The organism is Sphingomonas turrisvirgatae (genome assembly GCF_001721295.1).
Lineage (GTDB): Bacteria > Pseudomonadota > Alphaproteobacteria > Sphingomonadales > Sphingomonadaceae > Sphingomonas > Sphingomonas turrisvirgatae.
Genome location: NZ_MDDS01000019.1, coordinates 12,884 through 32,277, shown reverse-complemented (window position 1 = coordinate 32,277; position 19,394 = coordinate 12,884). Strand labels below are relative to the sequence as shown.

Here is a 19,394-nt window from a genome sequence, read left to right as displayed (position 1 = left end):
ATGGCGCAAATCGTGGCGGGGTATGGCGTCTCGCACACCGCCATGACCATCCGCAAATATGCGCCGGGGGCCGATGCCGCCCAGGATCGCGTGCACGCCGCTTTCGCCCGGCTTCGCGCCGAAATCGCCGCGCTCGAGCCGGACCTGATCGTGATGGTCAGCAGCGAGCATCTCAACAGCTTCTTTTATGAGAGCTTTCCGCAGATCTGCATCGGGCTGGGAACGCAAAGCACGGGCTGGGGCGACGCCGGGGTGGCGTCGCGCGACGTGTCGATCGCGGGCGATTTCGCCGCGCACCTGCTCGGATTCGGCGTCGCTGCGGGCTTCGACCTGTCCTGGTCGGTCGAGCCCAAGCTCGATCACGGGTTCATGTGTCCTTTGACGTTGCTGCGGCCTGAAATGGACATTCCGTTGGTGCCGATCTTCCAGAACGCCAGCACCGCGCCGCTGCCGCCGTTTCGACGCTGCGCCGAACTGGGCCGCATGCTTCGCGCCGCGATCACGGCACGGCCGACCGAGGAGCGGGTGCTCCTGCTGGCCGGCGGCGGCCTGTCGCACTGGGTTGCAACGCCCGAAATGGGCGACATAAACGCTGACTTCGATAGATGGTTTCTCGGACGAGTCGAGGCCGGCGACATCGACGCCCTGACGGCGCTGGAAGTCGACAGGATCGATCGGGAGGCCGGCAATGGCGGGCAGGAAATCCGCAACTGGATCACGGTGATGGCGGCCGGCAGCGGTCCCGGCACGACGCTCAGCTACGAGGCGATTCCGGAATGGGCGACCGGCATGGCGATCGCGCGGCTTTTCGAACGATGAACCTCGAGCTCGACCGCCTGATCCGCCGCATCGTCCGTGAACCGACGCTGCTCGACGAGGTGACTTTGGCCACGATCGGCACGCGCGTATCCGAGCCGGAGATCAGGATGCTGCTGGACAAGGATCTCGCCGGGCTGCGCGGTCGCGACGCCCATCCGCTGCTTCTCATGCAGTTCGCCGGCGCCTTCCGGATCGAGCCGATGCCCGTGCTCGGCCGCCAGCCCGATCAATCCCAGTCATAACCTTTGTCGGGCGAGCCCCCTGGAGTTTATCAAGATGAAGTCGATCACTATTGTCACCCGCTCGGGAGAGGAAAGGACGGTTACCGCGTCGCCGGGCCTTTCGGTGATGGAGGCGATCCGCGAAAGCGGCGTCGACGAGCTGCTCGCGCTGTGCGGGGGATGCTGTTCGTGCGCCACCTGCCACGTCTATGTGGACCCGGCGACGGTCGAATCCCTGAGCCCGATGTCTCAGGACGAAGATGATCTACTCGACAGCTCCGAGCATCGTACTGCGCAATCTAGGCTTTCGTGCCAACTCAAGGTTGATGAGCTGCCGGGCGACCTGCAAATACAAATTGCGCCGGAAGATTGACCGATACACCTGACACACCGGCGGGCGCCCACTAGCCGCTGATCGATAGATCTCGAACGGAGCCGCGCTGCGTCGCCTGTATCAGCCGGTAATTGGCTATGGTGGGTTAGCTGCTCTTTCTTACGCCCTGCGCGGCCAGATCGAGCGCGACATCGACGATCATGTCCTCCTGCCCGCCGACCATCTTGCGCCGGCCGAGTTCGGCGAGGATCGCCCGCGTGTCGATGCCATGTTCCGTGGAAGCCTTTTCGGCGTGGCGCAGAAAACTCGAATAGACCCCGGCATATCCAAGCGTCAGCGTCTCGCGGTCGACGCGGACCGGGCGGTCCTGCAACGGGCGGACAATGTCCTCGGCGGCGTCCATCAGCGCGAAGAGATCGCAGCCATGCTCCCAGCCATAGGTGTCGCACGCGGCGATAAAGACCTCGAGGGGCGCGTTACCCGCCCCCGCACCCATTCCGGCAAGGCTGGCGTCCACGCGCAACGCGCCATTCTGCACCGCGACGACAGAGTTCGCCACGCCCAGGCTCAGATTGTGATGGGCGTGCACACCACGCTGGGTCTCCGGCTTCAGAACGCGATCATAGGCCTGCAGACGCGCGGCATATTGGTCCATGTTCATCGCGCCGCCGCTGTCGGTCACATAGACGCAGTGCGCGCCATAATCTTCCATCAGCTTCGCCTGGGCTGCCAGCGCTTCTGGCTCGGACATGTGGCTCATCATCAGGAAGCCCGAGACGTCCATGCCAAGATTGCGAGCAGCTTCGATATGCTGCTTCGAGACGTCCGCCTCGGTGCAGTGGGTGGCAATGCGGACCGAGCGGACCCCCAGCGCATAAGCGTGCTTGAGATCGTGGACTGTGCCGATACCGGGCAGCAGCAAGGTGGTCAGCACCGCGTGGTCCAAAACATCTGCGACGGCCTCGATCCATTCCCAATCGGTATGCGCGCCGAAGCCATAGTTGAACGACGAGCCAGCGAGCCCGTCGCCATGCGCGACTTCGATGGCATCGACTTTGGCCTGGTCGAGCGCGTGGGCAATCGCCTTCACATGATCGAGACCATATTGATGGCGGATCGCGTGCATGCCGTCGCGCAGCGTGACGTCCTGGATGTAGAGCTTGGTCACCGTTGGATCGAAGGTCATGCGGCCATCCTCTGCTGCGCGCGCTCAGCGATCTTTTCCGCGGTCTTGAGCGCGGCCGAGGTCATGATGTCGAGATTGCCGGCATAAGCGGGAAGATAATGCGCCGCGCCCTCGACCTCGAGGAACACGGTGACTTTCAGGCCGGTGAACTCGCCATCCATCTCGGGGATGCGCAACGGCTGGTTCGAGCCGATATGCTCGAACTGCACGGCCTGCTTGAGCCGGTATCCGGGCACGTAGCGCTGCACTTCGGCTACCATCTGCTCGACCGACGCGGCGATCGCTGCCGGATCGCCGTCCTCCGCCAGGCAATAAACCGTATCGCGCATGATCAGCGGCGGCTCGGCGGGATTGAGGACGATGATCGCCTTGCCGCGCGTGGCACCGCCGACTTCGACGATGGCGCGGCTGGTGGTTTCGGTGAACTCGTCGATATTGGCGCGGGTGCCGGGACCGGCGCTCTTCGATGCGATCGAGGCGACGATTTCGGCATAATGTACCTTGGCGATACGATTGACGGCATCGACGATCGGGATCGTCGCCTGGCCGCCGCACGTCACCATATTGACGTTCAGCGCGTCGAGATTGGCGTCGCCATTGATCGGCGGCACCGTGTACGGGCCGATGGCCGCTGGTGTGAGATCGATCACCCGCTTGCCATGCGCCAGCAGCACTTCGCTATGCCGGGCATGGGCGGCGGCCGAAGTCGCGTCGAAGACGATGGCGATGTCGACAAATTCGGGCATCGCGATCAGCCCGTCGATCCCGCCGGCAGTGATCGGCACGCCCATCCGCGCCGCCCGCCTCAGGCCATCGGATTCGGGGTCGATGCCGACAAAGGCACCCATTTCCAGCACGTCCGACAGGCGCAGGATCTTGATCATCAGATCGGTGCCGATATTGCCCGATCCGATGATCGCTACCTTGGTCTTTGCCATGGGATCAGGCTCCTTCGAAGGTGAAGCTGGCGGTGCCGACACCGCCGACGATGGCGCGAACATGGTCGCCGGGATTGAGCGCGACCATCGGCCCGAGCGCGCCCGCGAGCAGGATGTCGCCGCGCTTGAGCGGCTCGCCCCGGCGGGCCAGCGTCTGCGCCAGCCATGTGGCGGCATTGAGGGGGTGGCCGAGCGCCGCCGCGCCGGCGCCGAGCGACACGATCGCGCCGTTGATTTCCATCACCATGCCGCAGGTAAACAGGTCGAGCCCGGCCAGCGCCTTACCCTCCTGTCCCAGCACGAAGAATGCCGAGGAGCCATTGTCCGCCACCGTATCGGCGAAGGTGATCTTCCAGTCGGCAATGCGGCTATCCACGATCTCGATCGCGGCGTGGACGGTGGCGACGGCATCGGCGACCATCTCGACGGTCGTATCGGGATCGAGCAGATCCTTGCCCAGCACGAAGGCGATCTCGGCTTCGGCCTTGGGTTGGATCGTGCGGGCAGGATCGAGCGTGCCGCCATCGACCACCGCCATGTCATCGAACAGCACCCCGAAATCGGGCTGGTCGACGCCAAGCTGGGTCTGGACTGCCTTGGCGGTGAGCCCCGCCTTGCGTCCGACGATCCGGCGGCCCTGGGCTTCCCAGAATCGGGTGTTGATTGTCTGCACCGCATAAGCGCGATCGGCATCGACCGGGTCCAGACCGTCGCGCAACGGCGCAACCGCGCCACCAGCATAGGCATCGCGCAAGCGGCGCGCGAGTTGATCGTCGGTGGGTTGCGCCATCTGTTTTGCCCTTGTTGTTTGCCCCTCGGATATAGTCGCGGCGCGCTTGGCGCCAGCCGACCGGAATGATACAATCTCACGATATGAGATATTTGCTATGAGCACAGGCACGCCACAGATTGCGTCGCTCAAACGTACTCTGACGATGCTCGACGCGGTAATCGCCGATGGTGGGCGCGGTAATGTCGCGGAATTGGCCCGGCAGGCGGGCATACCGTTGGCGACGGCGCACCGGCAGGTCACTACGCTCGTGGCGGAAGGCTACCTCCTGCCATCGGGCAAAGGCCGGCACGTTGCCGGCGCGCGATTGCTGGGCATGCTACACCGGCTGGACGAGAAGCAGATCGTCGCCAATCTGGCCGCGCCGCTGCTCCACGAACTGGCCGCGCGCGTGCGCAGCGTCGTGCAGTTCGGCACGTTTGAGAACGACATGGTGACGTATCGGATCAAGACCGGGCGGGGGGCGAATGCCCTGTTCACGCGGATCGGAATGCAGTTGGAGGCCTATTGCTCGGGCATGGGAAAGGTGCTGCTGGCGCATCTGCCCGACGCGGAGCGCGATATCTATCTGGCCGGCGGACCGTTCGTGCCGCTGACTAAGCGGACCATTGTCGATCCCGGCCTGTTGCGCGCCGAACTGGAAGCGGTTCGGGTGCAGGGCTTTGCCGTTGATGACGAGGAGATCGTGCCGGGACTGCGCTGCATGGCGGTGCCGTTGCGGCGGGCGGACGGCAGGGTGCTCGCGGCAATTTCGGTGTCGCAGGCCATGTCTTGGCGGCATCGCGTGCCCGATGCGTTATTGCTGGAATTGCTCACCCAGGTTGTCCAGGCAATCGAGTGTCAGTCGCTGGCGCCGGGGTCGGCCTGGCCGACCGCGGGAGTTGTGCAATCGGCTTCGCGCCTTTGACATCGAGGTTCGGCGCCTCCTACAGATAGGGCGGGCCTGAACCTATTCTGGCTCCTGCATATTGCTGACATGCGGCGGCCAATTGGCCTCGCCACGGTTGGCGCCGCACCCGCAGGCCAACTATTTCCGTCATGAATCAAAAGGGGTTGTTTCTCGCATGAGCGAAACTGAGAAGCCTCAGCGGCGTCGTGAAGAGCATCGTTCGACGGCGGCAAATCGGCAGCGCATTCTGGATGCAACGCTCGAGGTGGCCCATGAATTCGGCTATCAGGGAACGACCATTCCCCGCGTGTCACGCAAGGCCAATCTGCCTACCGGCAGCGTTTATTGGCATTTCGACAGCAAGGACGCCCTGTTCGCCTGATGGACGAAAGTCGCAAATGGCTGAACGATTTCCATACCAAGCGCCGGCCTCGTGCGGGGGAAACAGCACGCCAGCACCTCGAGCGGACCTATGTTCACTGGTATGAAGCCGAATATATCTCCGCGCATGATTTCTGGCGGGTCGGGATCATCCTGAGTGTCGATCAATCGGTGCGCGAGCAGGTTTCGAGGCAGCGTTTTCTCGATCTGAGGAAGGCATGTACTGGAGGAATATGCGTCCTGGTACAGACAGACCCTGTCGGCAGAGACGCAGCAGAAATGCCGGGGCGTGCCTATGAACTCGCCAATTTCACCCTGATCTGTGCCGACGGCAAGCTGGTGACCCTGCCTTCTCGATGAGATTCGATATCCGCTGGCCCTCAAAACCGAAATCGGCAGTCGGTATAATGATTTCCCAATGATTTGAGTGCCCATTGCGGTAGTGTATGGGGCACCACTTCCGGTCAGAAATGGGCGTCGCGTCGAGCTGGGTGAGCATGGCCGAGCATACCAAACGATTCGGCAATTGGGCCTGCGACGACGCGTTCCTCAACTTGGACATTCATTCGCGCTGAACCCCTTCGCTCGTCGCCAGCAGGAGACGAGACGCGTGCCGGGCCTTATGGTGGCGGGCTCAGCTTTGGCCCTCGCGCTACCTGCCCCCTGGCGTCGGGATGGCGATGAGCCAGCTGCCCAATCGGTTCAACCGGCGGTTCGCCGGTTCCGCTGACCTCAGGCAGGGGAGAAGCCGGTTGGGCCGCCACGCTCGTTCCCAGCCGGACCGTAAAGCTGTTCGAGCAGCAGGACCATCACCGTGTGCCCATGTTCGGTGAGGTCCGCGGTGACGCGCCGATGATCGCGCGGGTCCAGCCGCCGCTGCATCAGGCCGGATGCCTCCATCCGGTCGATCCGGCGCAGTGTGCTGGTGGGGCTGCCGCGGCTGATCGCCACGAGATCCTTGATGCACAGCGGCTTGCCCTCCGCGCGCGCGACGAACAGCTCGAGCATGATGTCCCATGCGGATTCGAGGAAAAGTTCGTCCGGGAAGAGCCCCGCGATGGCGGCGCGCGCCTTGAGCGTGTGCCGGGCAAGCGCGGCGAGGGATTGGTTGGCAGTGCGGGATGAGGGAGGGCGATCGGCCGCCTGAGCCGTTACCAACTTTTCAGTCATGGTCGGGCAATGATCGGGCGCATGGCGTTAAGAAGGGCTTACCGCGCATGCCTCAACGCTCGCGCAATGCTTCCTGGGCGCGGTTAAGCGGCTTGACCAGATATTGCAGGACCGTCTTGCTGCCGGTGTGGACATCGACGGTGGCGATCATGCCCGGACCGATCGCGAACCGCTTGCCCGCCGTGTTCGTCAGCGCGTCGGCCTGAGTCCGCACGAACACGCGATAATAATGGATTTCCGGGTTCACCTCGTCCCGGATCGTGTCGGGCGAGATGCTCGTCACTCGTCCTTCCAGCCCGCCATAGATCGCATAGTCATAGGCGGTAATCTTGACGCTGGCGCGCTGGCCGGGATGGATGAAGGCGATGTCGCGTGGCGCGATCCGCGCCTCGACCAGCAGTCGATCGTCGAGCGGAACGATTTCCATGATCTTCCCGTTCGGCGGCACCACCCCGCCGATCGTCGACACCTCGATATTCTTGACGACGCCACGCACCGGCGAGCGCAGGGTCAGACGGCGCAAGGCGTCCGAGCGGCCACGCACGACCGGGGCGAGCGCCTCCACCTCTTCATTGGCCCTGGTCAGCTCCTGTCGTGCTTCCACCAGATATTGCGACCGCTGTTCGGATTTCTTGAGTTGCAGGTCGGCGCGCTGGCGCTTGAGCCGCAGCACTTCGACATTGCTCGCCGCGCCCATCGTGACCAGCCGCTCGCCGATGCCAAGCTCGCGATTGATCAGGGCCAGCGATTCATCGATCAGCTGTTCGGAGCTGGCGAGGCTGCGCCGACGCGCCTCGAACAAGCGGAGCTCGACGGCCTTGATGTCGGGATAGTTGGCGAGTTCAGGCGAAAAGGCGACCGGCGCGCCGGTCACTTCCGCCTGAAGCCGGGCACTGCGCGCCAGCGCGGCGCGATATTTGGCGGCGCTCTCATCGACCGTCGAGCCCGCCTGGGTGGGATCGAGCTGTGCCAGCACTTGCCCGGCTTCGACAATGTCATCCTGTCGCACGGACAGCTTCGAAAGGATCCCGCCTTCGAGCGACTGGATCACCTGCTCACGGCTGGTCGGCACGACGCGGCCCGTTCCCGTCGCCACCTCATCCAGCTTGGCGAGCCACGCCCAGCCGAGCGCGACCGCGAACAGCGCCGCGACAACCCAGACGAGCCGCGATGCCGAACGCAGCCGGGGCTCGCCGTCTTCGGCAAAGGCGTCGGCGAGGTCGGCCGGCGAGCGAAGGGCGGCGGCGATCATGCCGCCCGCCCGCCAGCGCGCGCGCCGGCCCGCATGGTCTGCAACGCCGTATCGCGTGGTTGATCCAGCACCAGCACGCCATTGTCGATCACCAGGATACGATCGACCAGATCCAGCACGCGCATGCGATGCGTTGCGATCACCACGGTGCGCTGGCCGCTCCATTGCGCGAACCGCTCGATGAACTGTCGCTCGGCACCCTCGTCCATCGCGGCGGTCGGCTCGTCGAGCAGCACGATGCTGGGCTGGCGCAGCACCAGGCGCGCGAGCAGCAGCGACTGGACCTGGCCGCCCGAGAGGCCGAGCCCGCCCTCCAGTACGACATGCTCGAGCCCGCTGCGGAGCCGCTGAACGAAGCCGTCGGCGCTGACCATGTTCAAGGCGGCGAAGATGTCGGCGTCCGATGCGCCGGGCGCGCCGAGCGTCAGGTTCTCGCGCAGCGTGCCGTGGAACAGGCGGCTGTTCTGCGTCAGCAGTCCCACATGGCGGCGCAGGTCGGCCGGATCGATCTGTGCCAGCGCCAGATCGTCGAGCAGCACTTCGCCGCAACGGGTTGAAGGAGTCCCGAGAGTCCCTGCAGCAGCGTCCATTTGCCCGCGCCGTTGCGCCCAAGTAATGCGATCTTCTCGCCCGCGCGGATCTCGAGTTGCGGCACGCGCAGCGCCGGGGGGGCATCGGGATCGGTATAGCCGAACGCGGCCGAGCGCAGCGTGAAGCGACCAGCCACGACGGGAAGCGGGATGCGGTGCTCAGCCTCGGGCGCATCCACCGGCAGCGCCATGATCTGGTCGAGGCTGCCAATGGCGATCCGCGCGTGCTGATAGCGGCTGAGCAACTGCGTAACCTGGCTCATCGGCGCCATCATGCGCGACCCCAGTATCGAGGCGGCGACGAGCGCGCCGGTCGTCATATCGCCGGCGATCACCAGCGGCGCGCCAGCGAAGATCACCGCGGCATAGACCAGGCTCTGCACGCTCATGGTCCAGCTGTTGAGCGTGTTCGTCAGCGCGCGCAGCTTCAGCTGCGCCTCGCCCGCAACGGCGTTGTAATGGTTCCACTGCCGCTGGAACCGGCCTTCGGCCTGAAGTGTCTTGATATCCTCGATTCCCTGCACCGCTTCGACCAGCATGGCGTTGCGCAGCGAGGATTCGCGCATCGATTCAGTGGCGAGCGCGCGCAGCCGCCGCTGTGCCAGCAAACCCGGCACGACCAGCAGGACCAGGCCGATGACCGGCACGAACACCAGCGGCCCGCCGATGAACCAATAGATGGCGAGGAAGAAGAGGAAGAATGGCAAATCCGCGAGCGCCGCCACCGTGGTGGAGGTCAGGAGATCGCGCACCTGATCGAGGTCGCGAAGCTGAGCGATGAAGGTGCCGGTCGAGGTCGGCCGCGCCTGGTTGCGCACGCGCAGCGCATGGCCAAACACCGCGTCCGAGATGCGCAGATCGGCTCGCTTGCCCAGCACGTCGATGATGTTGACGCGCATCCGCCGCAGCGCGAAATCGAATGCGATCGCCAGCACGACGCCGATGAACAGGATGTTGAGCGTCGGCATCGACTGCGCCGGCACCACGCGGTCGTAGACCTGCATCGAGAAGATCACGCCGGCCAGGCCGAGGCAGTTGGTCACCGTCGAGGCAAGCGCGACATGGCCATAGGCCCCGGCGTTGCGCATCAGGATCCGGCGCAGCCAATGCGGTTCATAGGGCCGGATATAGGTATCGACGCGCACGTCCCTTGCCGAGCGTACCGGCCGTGGCACGACATAGAAGCTCGCATCCGCTTCGATCCTTGCCTGATCGATCTCGGTTTCCAGCCCCTTTTCGCCCGCGAAGGTGCAGGTCGCGTTGCCGGCCCCGTCTAGTGCCGAGATCAGCGCGAGCTCGCCATCGGCCAGACACACGATGACGGGCAGCCGCCGGCTGCTGAGCCGCATGTCGCCGGGCGCGAGCAATCGTATCGCCAGCCCGCAGCCACGGGCGATCGCGGCGATGCGATCCTGCGGCGTGGATCCGCCTTCCCATGCCGCGGAAAGACGTGCGCGCTGTTGCGATGGGGCAAGCCCATAATGGCGCGCGGCAAGCGCCAGCAGATCGAGCCAGTCTTCCGCGTCGGCAGGCATGGACGATCCCCCGAGCGGCGTTACGGCATTCACAAGACCACTCCGCCGATGCGCGTGCCGGCAAGGCCAAACGCCTGGCGGATCCGCCCCGAATGAAACAGGCAATCGAGCTGCAGGCGGCGCAGGTCGTGTTCGGTGTTGACCGCTTCGAAGCGCGTGCCGTGCAGTTCCTGTTCGGCGTTGAGCAGGTCAACCAGCGTGCGCGTGCCCATCTCAAGATATTGCAGCTTGTAGAGCCGACCGGTGTTACGCATCGCCGTTTCGCGCGCCGACAACATGCCGGTCAGGCCGGACAGGCTGTCGATCTGCTGTCGCGCTTCGGCGAGGCGTTGGCGGCTGTCCAGCCGCGCGCGCTTCACGCCGGCCCGCGCGGCCGCGAGCGCGGCGTCGGCGCCGCGTACCCGCGCGCGGGTCGCGCCACCGCTGAAGACATTGCCGGAAATGCGCAGCCCGACATTGTAGAGGCTGCGGTCGCCGAACGGCGAGGCGAAATCGGTCGAAGCGTCGCCGCCCAGCGACAGGGTGGGCAGGCGATCGGCCCGACTGCGGCGCAGCTGAGCCGAGGCGAAATCTTCGCGCGCATCGGCGGCCATGATCGCGGGGACGGTGGCCCAGTCGGGCGCCGGCCCGGTACAGCTGCCCGCGAGCCAATCGGGCGTTTCGGGCGAAACCGCCGGCAAGCTGTCGCGGCCGAGCAGATATGCCAGGTTGCTGGACCAGCGCCGCTGCTCCGCCTCGATCTGGATCAGCGCGACGCGCGCGGCATCGATCCGCGCCTGAGCCTGCAGCGCGTCGGATTCGGTCGTGCCTCCGGCTTCGTAGCGGTCGCGCACCAGCTTGCCGATGGCCGCAACGCTGGCCAGTTGATCCTGCGCCACGGCGTGGAGCGCCACCGCACGCTGCGTTTCGATTACTGCATAGCCGGTTTCGCGCACCAGCGTATCGATCGCCAGCAGCAGCTCGGCGCGCTCGACATCGCGGCCCGAACGAGCGGCATCGACGGCGCTGCGCACCTTGCCGAAATCGAACAGCATCTGCGACGCGCCGAGTTGCGGACGCGGCCGCCAGCTGTCGCTCAGGCGATTGTCATAGCCGGTGCCCACGCCAGCGCTGATCCGCGGCAGATAGTCGGCGCGCGCTTCTGCGATCGCCTGTTCCTGAACGCCGATCTCGCTTGCCGCCTGAACGACCGAGGGATGCCATGCCAGCGCAAGTCTGGCCGCACGATCCAGCGTCAAGGGCGCGTCCGGCGGTGGTGGCATCGCGACCCGGTCCTGGCCGAACGCGGCCGGAACGAGCGCGAGCACCACACCCGCGGCGAACAGGCGGGCCGATACCAGACGTTGACGACGCATTGGCTTACGCATGCCGCAGCTCCCCGACGAAGATGACCGTCAACGTCGCGAACGCGGGTTAAGATACGGCAAATTGCATCGCCCTTTCAGATGGATAGCGAAATGGGCGCAGGTCGAGTGCGTCAATATTGCAACACATGTTCAGGCCGGTTGTGCTCCAGGTCACTGGGCAGGACCAGGTAGTCGAGCGGGCCGCCGGCGGTGAGGTCGACCGCCACGTCGAGCGGCGACGCAGCAAGCGCTCCGCCGGAACCGGAAACACCATTCGCTGGATCGTTCACATCGAGATAGGTCGCGAGCACCTGATCCAGCTCTGCCTGATCCTCGACCAAGTCGATGCTGAACGGCTGGGGCGCTTCGGCGACCACGATCGGATCGGCCTCGATCGGCCCCAGGACCATCGCGTCCAGCGTCACGACATCTGCGCCGCCGCCCTGCGGCAACAAGCCATCGGCCGGCACATCGACCGTCACCGTCAGCGTGGCCGTCGAAACGACGCCGTTGGGCTGCACGATTTGATAGGTGAAGCTGTCGAGCAGGTCGGTCGCGGAATAGCCGAGCGTGGCGCTGGGCTGGTAGACATAGTTGCCGACCTCATCCAGCGTGAGCAGGCCGTAGCTGCCATTGACGGTAAGTCCTGCGTCGCCCACCTCGACAAATCCCGCGCCGGTATCGACGCGAACCGTAACGAAGTCGGTTCCGGCCGTGTCGTTGGCCAGCAAGCTGCCCGCTGCCGGGCCGGTGGTCGCGACGGTAAAGTCGTTGAGATACGTCACTGTCTGACCGACATACACGCTGGTGTCGTAGCCCGTGCCGATCACGTTGGTGCTCGACACGGTGAAATTATAGCTACCTGCCGGCAGGTCGGGCAGGGTGACCGTGACACCCGAACCCAGCGGCAGGCCGGCAACCGCCGTCTGTGTCACCGTGCGCACGACCGTGCCGGTCGCCGCATCGGTGACCGTGATGGTATAGCTTGGCAGAACCGAGAGGAGTCCGGTCCGTACCGCGGTGATCGTGACGTCCGACACCGTATTGGCCGCAACCGTAAAGCTGTCGCTTCCGGAACGCGTGACCGGCAGGACGAGTGCGCCAGGCGTGCTGAAGCTGAATTCCAGCGCCGGCGGCAATGTGGTTTCGACGTTACGATAGGTGACCGTGGCGATATCGCTGTCATCCGTGGCGACCGGTGCGGCGGTGACGTCGGAACTGGTGATCGCGATCGAGAGCGCGGCGCTTTCGGTTTCACCGTCGCTCGGGTCGAGCAGCGTGTAACCGATCGTCTCGGTCTGACCGATGACGCTCGCCGATGCATCCGGCGTGTAGCTGTAGCTGCCGTTGCGATTGATGGTGAGCGTGCCGAACGCGCCATCGACCACGGTGCCGTCAGCGACGATCGAGGTCGTAATGCCTCCGATGGTGACGCTGGTCACCACCGTCTGCGAACTGACGATATCGATCTGGCCCCCGGGACCTGGGTCGGTGATGACGTTGCCGGTCGTGATTCTGGGCACCACGCCGCCGATCTCGGTGAAGTCGGCATCGGTGCCCGTCACACTCAGGCTGCCAAGCACGCCGACGCCTGCCGCGCCCTGGAATGTGACGAACGCACGATACTGGCCCGGGCCAAAGCTGGCGGTCGAACTCAGATCGCCCGAGAGCAGCCGCAGCTGCAGCAACGAGTTCGTGCCGTTGCCATCGACCGCCACCCATTGCGTGCCGTCAAAGCGCTGCACGACCACGGCATAACCGCTGGCTGCACCGAGCGAGAGTACGGCGTCGTAGTTGAACGTGGCGTCGAGCGTATGACCGGGTGCGACGGTGAAGCTCACGGACGGGGTGCCCAGCACATTGGCGTCGAGGTTCAGCAGGCCCAGGGAGACAAGCGCGAGATAGTTCGCCGAGCCGAAATCCACGGCGCTGGTGACGGGCAACAGGTCGACGCCCACCGTATCGCTGTTGTCGAAGGCGGCGATGTCGAACGGTGAGATGAGGGGAACCGCCGGAGACTGATTGCCCGCCGCGTCCGCCTGCCTCACGCTGAGCGTCGCGCCGGTGACCTGCGGCGTGGTCAATCCGATGCTGAAGCTACCATCGCCGGCGACGGTTCCGGTGCCGATCACCGTGCCCGCCGGGTTGCGCACGGTGACGGTCGCCCCGGCTTCGCCCGTGCCGGTGACGGTGGCACCATCGGGGGTGATCGCCACGCCGGTCGGAGCGAGCGGGGCCGTGATGTCCGGCGCGGCGGCGGAGACGGGCAGCGAGATGTTGCCGGCCGTATCGGCCTGCGTCGCGGTGAGGGTGCCGCCATTGGCCTGGGCGGGGGTCAGCGCGGCGGCATAGCTGCCATCGGCAGCGACCACGGCGGAGCCGATCACCGCGCCGGCGCCGTTGCGGATGGTGACCGTCGCGCCCGCTTCGCCCGTGCCGCTGACGGTCGCGCCGTCGCCGGCAACGATCAGGGTCGGCGCGTTCGGCGCGGTAAGGTCGGGTGCAAGTGCCGGCACGCGGGGCGAGACGTTGCCCGACCCATCGGCCTGCGTCACGCCAAGCAGTTCGCCGTTGCGCTGCGGCGTCGTGAGCGTTGCCGTGTAGCTGCCGTCGCCCGCGACGGTCGCCGTGCCGATGACGGTGCCGTCTGGCCCGGTCACGCTGATCGTCGATCCGGCCACCCCGGTGCCGACGACGGCCGATCCGTCGGCAGTGACAGCTGCGGTGGGCACGTTCGGCGCAGTGCCGTCAGGCGCGACCACGCTGATCGACGGGGAGAGGTTCCCGGCAGCGTCGCGCTGCGTGACGGTCAGGGTTTCTCCGTCGATCTGCGGCGGCGTGAGCGTCGCGACATAGCTGCCGCTTGGCGAGACGACTGCGGTGCCGAGCACGCCGCCGGGGCCGCTGATGGTGACAGTCGCGCCAGGCTCGCCGGTCCCGCTGACCTGAGTGCCGTCCGGCGAGACGGTCGCGGCGGGCGCGCCCGGAGCGGTGATGTCGGGCGCGCGGACCGCCGTGGCCGGCGATGCGTTGCCGGCGGCATCGGTGAGCGTAACGCGCACCAACTCGCCATTTGCCTGTGCGGGCGCGATCGGTACCGTGAAGCTGCCGTCGGCAGCGACCGTCGACGTGCCGAGCGGCGTGCCGGTTGACGAGGTGACCGTGACGCTTGTGCCCGGCTCGCCCGTGCCGGTTACCGTGGTGCCATCCGGTCCCACCGTTGCGACAGGCGCAGTGGGCGCAGTGATGTCCGGCGCGGCCACCACGGTGGTGGGTGACGCATTGCCTGCGGCATCGGTCTGCACCACGCTCAACGTGCCGCCGTTAGCCTGAACTGGGCTCAGCGTCGCGATGTAGTTGCCGTCGGCGCCGACGGTCGCCGTGCCGACCACGCTGCCGTCGGCCGCGCGGATCGTGACGCTTGCGCCGGGTTCGCCGGTGCCGGTGACGCTGGCGCCGTCCGGTGCCACCGTTGCGCCGGGCGCACCGGGCGCGGTCAGATCGGGTGCCGTCAGCGCAGCGGCGGGCGAGACGTTACCGCCGGCATCGCTCTGCCTGACGCTGAGCGCTTCGCCGTTGGTCTGTGGCGGGGTCAGCGTGACGACATAGCTGCCGTCGGGCTGCACCTGCGCCGAGCCGAGCGAGGTTCCGGCACCATTCGTGACGCTTACGGTCGCGCCCGCTTCACCCGTACCGGTGACTTGCAGACCATCGGGCGAGATGGTGCCCGTCGGAATAGCGGGCGCCGTGATGTCGGGTGCCGTCAGCGTAACCGGCGGCGAACTGTTGCCGGCCGCGTCGCTTTGCACGGCGGTCAGCACTTGGCCATTAGCCTGCGGCGGCGACAGCCCGATCGTGAAGGCACCATTGGCCGCCACATCGCCCGCGCCGACCACGGTGCCCGCGGCATCGGTCACGACGATCGACGCGCCAGGCTCGCCCGTGCCGGTCGCAACGCTGCCGTCGGCGCTGATCGCGATCGCCGGCGCATCGGGCGCGACAAGGTCGGGCGCGATGGTGCTGACCGGCGCCGAACTGTTCCCGGCAGCATCGCTCTGAACGGCGGTGAGCAGCTGGCCGTTCACCTGCGCCGGATTGAGCGCCGCGACATAGGTCCCGTTCGCCGCCACGGTGGCGGTACCGATGACCGTGCCGGCCGGATCAGTGATGCGGATCGCCGCACCTGCCTCGCCCAGACCGGAAACGGCCGTGCCATCCGCGGTGACCGAAATGGTCGGCGCGGCGGGCGGGGTGAGGTCCGGCGCGGTCAAGCCGGTCGCCGGCGACTGGTTGCCGGCGGCATCGCTCTGAGTGACCGATAGTGGCTGATTGTTCACCTGGGCAGGCGAGAGCGGCGCCGTATAGCTGCCATCGACCCCGACCGTCGACGTGCCGAGCACCGTGCCACTCGCGGCGCGGACGGTGACCGTCGCGCCAGGCTCGCCAGTGCCGGTCACGCTGGCGCCGTCCGCAGCGATCGTGGCGGCGGGTGCTGCCGGCGCGGTGAAGTCCGGTGCGATCAAGGTAATGGCGGGCGAGACGTTGGCCGCCGCATCGGTCTGTGCGACGCTGAGCGTTTCGCCGTTCGTCTGCGGCGTGGCCAGCACACTGCTATAATTGCCGCGCGCATCCACGGTCGCGGTTCCGATCACACCGCCGCCGGGGCCGGTGATCGTGATCGTCGCGGCCGGTTCGCCGGTACCGCTCACGCTCACCCCGGCGGCGTCGAGCGTCGCCGTCGGCGCGGCGGGAGCGGGCAGGGCCGGCGCAATGGCAGTAGCTGGCGGGGATCGATCGCCCTCCGCCTCGGGCTGCACGACGCGCAGGCTCTCGCCGTTCCGCTGCGGCGTGGTCAGCGTCACGCTATAGCTGCCGTCGACGCCTGCCGTCGCGGTGCCAAGTGGGACGCCGTTCGGACCCGTCACGCTGACCAGCGCGCCGGCCTCGCCAACGCCGGAGACCGTCAGGCCGTCGGCGGAAACGAAGGCGGTCGGCGCGTCGGGGGCATCGCTCACGATCAGATCGGGAGCGACCGTGTTCGTCTGGGGCGAGACATTGGCCGCGCTGTCGGTCTGAGTAACGCCAAGCATTTCGCCGTCGATCTGGGGGGGCGTGAGCGTGACGCCGTACGTGCCATCGCCCTGCACGGTGCCACGCCCGATCTCGACCCCGATCGGATCGGTAACGATGATCGTGGCACCTGCCTCACCGCTGCCGTTAACGGTGCCGCCATCGGCGGCAACGGTGGCAGTCGGCGCAGCCGGCGCAGTAAGGTCGGGCGCGGTCAGCGCGGTGGCGAGCGATTCATTGCCCGCGGCGTCGGCCTGCGTCACCGCTAGCGCCTGGCTGTCGATCTGCGCTGTGGGAAGCGGGATCGAGAATGCGCCGCTTGCGGTCGCCGTACCGGTTGCGAGGACCGTATTATCGGCATTGCGCACGATGATCGTAGCATTGGGTTCGCCGAGGCCGCTGACGACCGTACCGGTCGCGTCGATCATGGCGGCGGGCGCCGAGGGCCCCGTGATGTCCGGTGCGATGAGCGGCAGCGGCGGGGGAAAATTGCCCGCCGCATCACGCTGCACCACCGTGATCGCCTCGCCATTCGCCTGGGCGGGCGTCAGCGGAACGGTGAAGTTGCCCAAGGCGTCCGCAACAACGCTTCCCAGCGTCGCGCCGCCCGCGGCCGTAACGGTGACGATCGCGCCCGGCTCGCCCGTGCCGACCACGGCGGTGCCATCGGCATTGACGGTGGCGGCGAGCACGGCCGGGGCGGTAAGGTCCGGCGCGGTGACAGTGGCCTGCGGCGAAATGTTGCCCGCCGCATCGGCCTGAACTGCGCTGACAGCTTCGCCATCGACCTGCGGCGGGGTCAGCGCCGTTGTGAAGGTGCCGTCCGCGCGAACCCTGACCCTGGCGATAACGTTGCCGTCCGGGTCGGCAACGGTGACGGACAGGCCGGGCACACCGGTACCGCTGACGGTCGTGCCATCGGCGCTGATGACCAGCGTCGGTGCAGGCGGGGCGGTAATGTCGGGTGCCACCGCCGAAACAGGTGGTGAGACGTTGCCTGCGGCATCGGTTTGAACGACCGTCACCGTTTCCCCATTCGCCTGGGGCGGCGCTAGGGGCACCGTGAAGCTGCCGTCCCCTTGCACCACGCCGGTGCCAAGGACGGCGCCGTTCGTGTCGGTTACCGTGACGGTCGCCCCAGCTTCACCGGTTCCCGTGACCGCCGTACCATCCGGAGCGACAGTGACGACTGGCGCGGCCGGTACGGTCAGATCCGGCGCGGTAGCCGTGCTCTCCGCCGAATTGTTGCCTGCCGCGTCAGTCTGAACGGCGGTCAACACTTCGCCATTCAGCAGCGGTGGTGCCAGCGTAACGCTGAAGCTGCCGTCCGCGCCCACGTTTGCCGAACCGACGACATTGCCGTCTTCATCACGCACCGTAACCGTCGCACCAGGCTCATCGGTGCCGGTCACGCTCGCACCATCCGGCGCGATGGTGAGCGATGGCGCAGCGGGCGCGGTGATGTCGGGTGCGGCAAGCGTCGCCGCCGGCGAAGCATTGCCGGCCGCGTCGGTCTGGACGGCGGTGAGTGTGCCGCCATTCGCTTGGGGCGGTGAGAGCGGGATCGTGACATTTCCGTCCGCCCCGACCACTGCGCTGCCGATAATGGCTCCGGTGCCGTCGCGCACGGTGATCGTCGCACCCGGCTCGCCGGTGCCGGTCACGCCCGCGCCATCCGAGGCAATTGTAAGCGACGGCGCGGCGGGGGCGGTGATGTCGGGTGCGGTGAGCGTAGCCGCCGACGAAGCATTGCCAGCCGCGTCGGTCTGAACGGCGGGGAGCGTGCCGCCATTCGCCTGGGGCGGTGAGAGCGGGATCGTGACATTTCCGTCCGCCCCGACCACTGCGCTGCCGATGATGGTTCCGGTGCCGTCGCGCACGGTGACCGTCGCACCCGGCTCGCCCGTGCCGGCCGCGCTCGCGCCGTCCGACGCAATCGTAAGCGAGGGCGCTGCGGGGGCAGTGATGTCGGGCGCTGTGAGCGTCGCAGGCGGCGAAGCGTTGCCGGCCGCATCGGTCTGGACGACTGAAAGCCGCTCGCCATTGGCTTGAGCCTGGTCCACCGCGACCGAGTAGTTGCCGTTGGTGCCGACTTGACCACGGCCGATGACCGCGCCCGCCGCGTTGCGCACCTCGACGCTCGCGCCCGCTTCACCCGTGCCGGAAACCGTAGTTCCGGTCGCATTGATCGTGGCGGTGGGTGCGGCCGGCGGCTGTGTATCCGCGCCATTGCCAGGACCAGAGCCACCGTTGGCGCGATCATCCGAACCGCCGCCGCCGCCGCTCAACGCCGCAGCGCCGCCACCCGCACCAAGCAACCCGAGCAGGACCGGCGCGAGCGAGCTGCCGCCGGGCCCGCCGGCACCCGCGACCAGTTCAGTTGCATCTTCGATCGCGGAATAGCGCGTGCCGTCCCGGTTCAGCTGCGCCAGCCACTGCTTGCCATCGGATTCGCGCAGGACAAGGTCGCTTATCGGCTGACCGCTGTCGTCGAAATAATCGGCGATCCGGATTTCGCGGCCATCGGAGAGACGAAGCAGCAAGTCATCGCCGTCGCGCGCCACGTCTGCGATCTGCGATCGCTCGATTGCCAGACGCACGACGCTGGCGCCGTTGAGGTCGATCGCTTCGACTGGAGTGCGCGTGACGGTGCCTGTGGCCTTGTCGATGATTTCTGCCGTGCCCGTCGTCTGCGCACCCATGCCCTTCTCCTCCATGTCTTTGGCGGCTTGACGGTCCAGAGCTCGTGGATCTGCGTCCGCCGCCTTCAAGCGCGAACGAGCGTGCGCTCGCCACGCCGCATCAACTCCGAAAACGGAGCAAATTCATTGGGGCGGGCACTGGGGATCGCATGGGAACTGAGCGGCCAATCG

General features: G+C 66.7%; 13 protein-coding genes and 1 pseudogene. 6 read left to right on the top strand and 8 right to left on the bottom strand.

What is annotated here, in order from left to right; all coding sequences use genetic code 11:
- The 3 genes from BFL28_RS08580 to BFL28_RS08570 are packed head-to-tail and all read left to right on the top strand — an operon-like array spanning position 1 to position 1,413.
- On the top strand, positions 1-819 hold the full coding sequence (locus BFL28_RS08580; protein WP_069320175.1) for a DODA-type extradiol aromatic ring-opening family dioxygenase: 819 nt from the start codon (positions 1-3) through the stop codon (positions 817-819).
- On the top strand, positions 816-1,061 hold the full coding sequence (locus tag BFL28_RS08575) for a hypothetical protein (RefSeq protein WP_069320174.1): 246 nt from the start codon (positions 816-818) through the stop codon (positions 1,059-1,061). The genes BFL28_RS08580 and BFL28_RS08575 overlap by 4 nt, the downstream gene beginning before the upstream one ends.
- 34 nt (positions 1,062-1,095) lie before the next feature.
- Positions 1,096-1,413 carry a 2Fe-2S iron-sulfur cluster-binding protein gene (locus BFL28_RS08570; RefSeq protein ID WP_069320173.1) on the top strand — a complete coding sequence of 106 codons (318 nt, stop codon included), beginning with the start codon at positions 1,096-1,098 and terminating at the stop codon, positions 1,411-1,413.
- Positions 1,414-1,519: 106 nt separating this feature from the next.
- Here the strand turns inward: BFL28_RS08570 and dmpG are convergent, their stop codons facing one another.
- The 3 genes from dmpG to BFL28_RS08555 are packed head-to-tail and all read right to left on the bottom strand — an operon-like array spanning position 1,520 to position 4,288.
- Complete coding sequence (gene dmpG / locus BFL28_RS08565; RefSeq protein WP_069320172.1) at positions 1,520-2,560, bottom strand: 4-hydroxy-2-oxovalerate aldolase; 1,041 nt, start codon at positions 2,558-2,560, stop codon at positions 1,520-1,522.
- A complete protein-coding gene (locus BFL28_RS08560; RefSeq protein WP_069320171.1) occupies positions 2,557-3,498 on the bottom strand; it encodes an acetaldehyde dehydrogenase (acetylating) in 942 nt (313 codons plus the stop codon). The genes dmpG and BFL28_RS08560 overlap by 4 nt, the downstream gene beginning before the upstream one ends.
- A 4-nt stretch (positions 3,499-3,502) precedes the next feature.
- Positions 3,503-4,288, bottom strand: a complete 786-nt coding sequence (locus BFL28_RS08555) for a 2-keto-4-pentenoate hydratase (RefSeq protein WP_069320170.1) — start codon at positions 4,286-4,288, stop codon at positions 3,503-3,505.
- 97 nt (positions 4,289-4,385) lie between these two features.
- On the opposite strand from BFL28_RS08555, the gene BFL28_RS08550 reads away from it, so the two are divergent.
- From BFL28_RS08550 to BFL28_RS08540, 3 genes are all read left to right on the top strand, one after another.
- Positions 4,386-5,195, top strand: coding sequence for an IclR family transcriptional regulator (locus tag BFL28_RS08550; RefSeq protein ID WP_079247029.1), 810 nt, complete (start codon positions 4,386-4,388; stop codon positions 5,193-5,195).
- A gap of 97 nt (positions 5,196-5,292) precedes the next feature.
- Positions 5,293-5,559 carry a TetR/AcrR family transcriptional regulator gene (locus BFL28_RS08545; RefSeq protein ID WP_206599097.1) on the top strand — a complete coding sequence of 89 codons (267 nt, stop codon included), beginning with the start codon at positions 5,293-5,295 and terminating at the stop codon, positions 5,557-5,559.
- Positions 5,559-5,918 (top strand): hypothetical protein, encoded by a 360-nt coding sequence (locus tag BFL28_RS08540; protein WP_069320167.1) that lies wholly within the window; start codon positions 5,559-5,561, stop codon positions 5,916-5,918. The genes BFL28_RS08545 and BFL28_RS08540 overlap by 1 nt, the downstream gene beginning before the upstream one ends.
- Positions 5,919-6,290: 372 nt before the next feature.
- Here BFL28_RS08540 and BFL28_RS08535 read toward each other — a convergent pair whose 3' ends face one another.
- The 5 genes and pseudogenes from BFL28_RS08535 to BFL28_RS08515 all read right to left on the bottom strand — a co-directional run bounded on the left by BFL28_RS08535 (position 6,291) and on the right by BFL28_RS08515 (position 19,223).
- Positions 6,291-6,728 carry a MarR family winged helix-turn-helix transcriptional regulator gene (locus tag BFL28_RS08535; protein ID WP_069320166.1) on the bottom strand — a complete coding sequence of 146 codons (438 nt, stop codon included), beginning with the start codon at positions 6,726-6,728 and terminating at the stop codon, positions 6,291-6,293.
- 52 nt (positions 6,729-6,780) lie between these two features.
- On the bottom strand, positions 6,781-7,980 hold the full coding sequence (locus BFL28_RS08530) for an HlyD family type I secretion periplasmic adaptor subunit (RefSeq protein WP_069320165.1): 1,200 nt from the start codon (positions 7,978-7,980) through the stop codon (positions 6,781-6,783).
- A pseudogene (locus tag BFL28_RS08525) lies at positions 7,977-9,574 on the bottom strand (ABC transporter transmembrane domain-containing protein). The gene BFL28_RS08530 and the pseudogene BFL28_RS08525 overlap by 4 nt, the downstream one beginning before the upstream one ends.
- Positions 9,575-10,134: 560 nt before the next feature.
- Positions 10,135-11,472: a TolC family outer membrane protein gene (locus tag BFL28_RS08520; RefSeq protein WP_241527270.1), complete on the bottom strand. Its 1,338-nt coding sequence runs from the start codon at positions 11,470-11,472 to the stop codon at positions 10,135-10,137.
- Between the two features lie 110 nt (positions 11,473-11,582).
- Positions 11,583-19,223, bottom strand: coding sequence for a BapA/Bap/LapF family large adhesin (locus tag BFL28_RS08515; protein ID WP_173655712.1), 7,641 nt, complete (start codon positions 19,221-19,223; stop codon positions 11,583-11,585).
- Positions 19,224-19,394: the final 171 nt, after the last annotated feature.

Bases quoted from the DNA above. Each gene is read 5' to 3' on its own strand.
- BFL28_RS08580 (WP_069320175.1), top strand. From the start codon at position 1: ATGGCGCAAATCGTGGCGGGGTATGGCGTCTCGCACACCGCCATGACC.
- BFL28_RS08575 (WP_069320174.1), top strand. From the start codon at position 816: ATGAACCTCGAGCTCGACCGCCTGATCCGCCGCATCGTCCGTGAACCG.
- BFL28_RS08570 (WP_069320173.1), top strand. From the start codon at position 1,096: ATGAAGTCGATCACTATTGTCACCCGCTCGGGAGAGGAAAGGACGGTT.
- dmpG (WP_069320172.1), bottom strand. From the start codon at position 2,560: ATGACCTTCGATCCAACGGTGACCAAGCTCTACATCCAGGACGTCACG.
- BFL28_RS08560 (WP_069320171.1), bottom strand. From the start codon at position 3,498: ATGGCAAAGACCAAGGTAGCGATCATCGGATCGGGCAATATCGGCACC.
- BFL28_RS08555 (WP_069320170.1), bottom strand. From the start codon at position 4,288: ATGGCGCAACCCACCGACGATCAACTCGCGCGCCGCTTGCGCGATGCC.
- BFL28_RS08550 (WP_079247029.1), top strand. From the start codon at position 4,386: ATGAGCACAGGCACGCCACAGATTGCGTCGCTCAAACGTACTCTGACG.
- BFL28_RS08540 (WP_069320167.1), top strand. From the start codon at position 5,559: ATGGACGAAAGTCGCAAATGGCTGAACGATTTCCATACCAAGCGCCGG.
- BFL28_RS08535 (WP_069320166.1), bottom strand. From the start codon at position 6,728: ATGACTGAAAAGTTGGTAACGGCTCAGGCGGCCGATCGCCCTCCCTCA.
- BFL28_RS08530 (WP_069320165.1), bottom strand. From the start codon at position 7,980: ATGATCGCCGCCGCCCTTCGCTCGCCGGCCGACCTCGCCGACGCCTTT.
- BFL28_RS08520 (WP_241527270.1), bottom strand. From the start codon at position 11,472: ATGCGTAAGCCAATGCGTCGTCAACGTCTGGTATCGGCCCGCCTGTTC.
- BFL28_RS08515 (WP_173655712.1), bottom strand. From the start codon at position 19,223: ATGGGTGCGCAGACGACGGGCACGGCAGAAATCATCGACAAGGCCACA.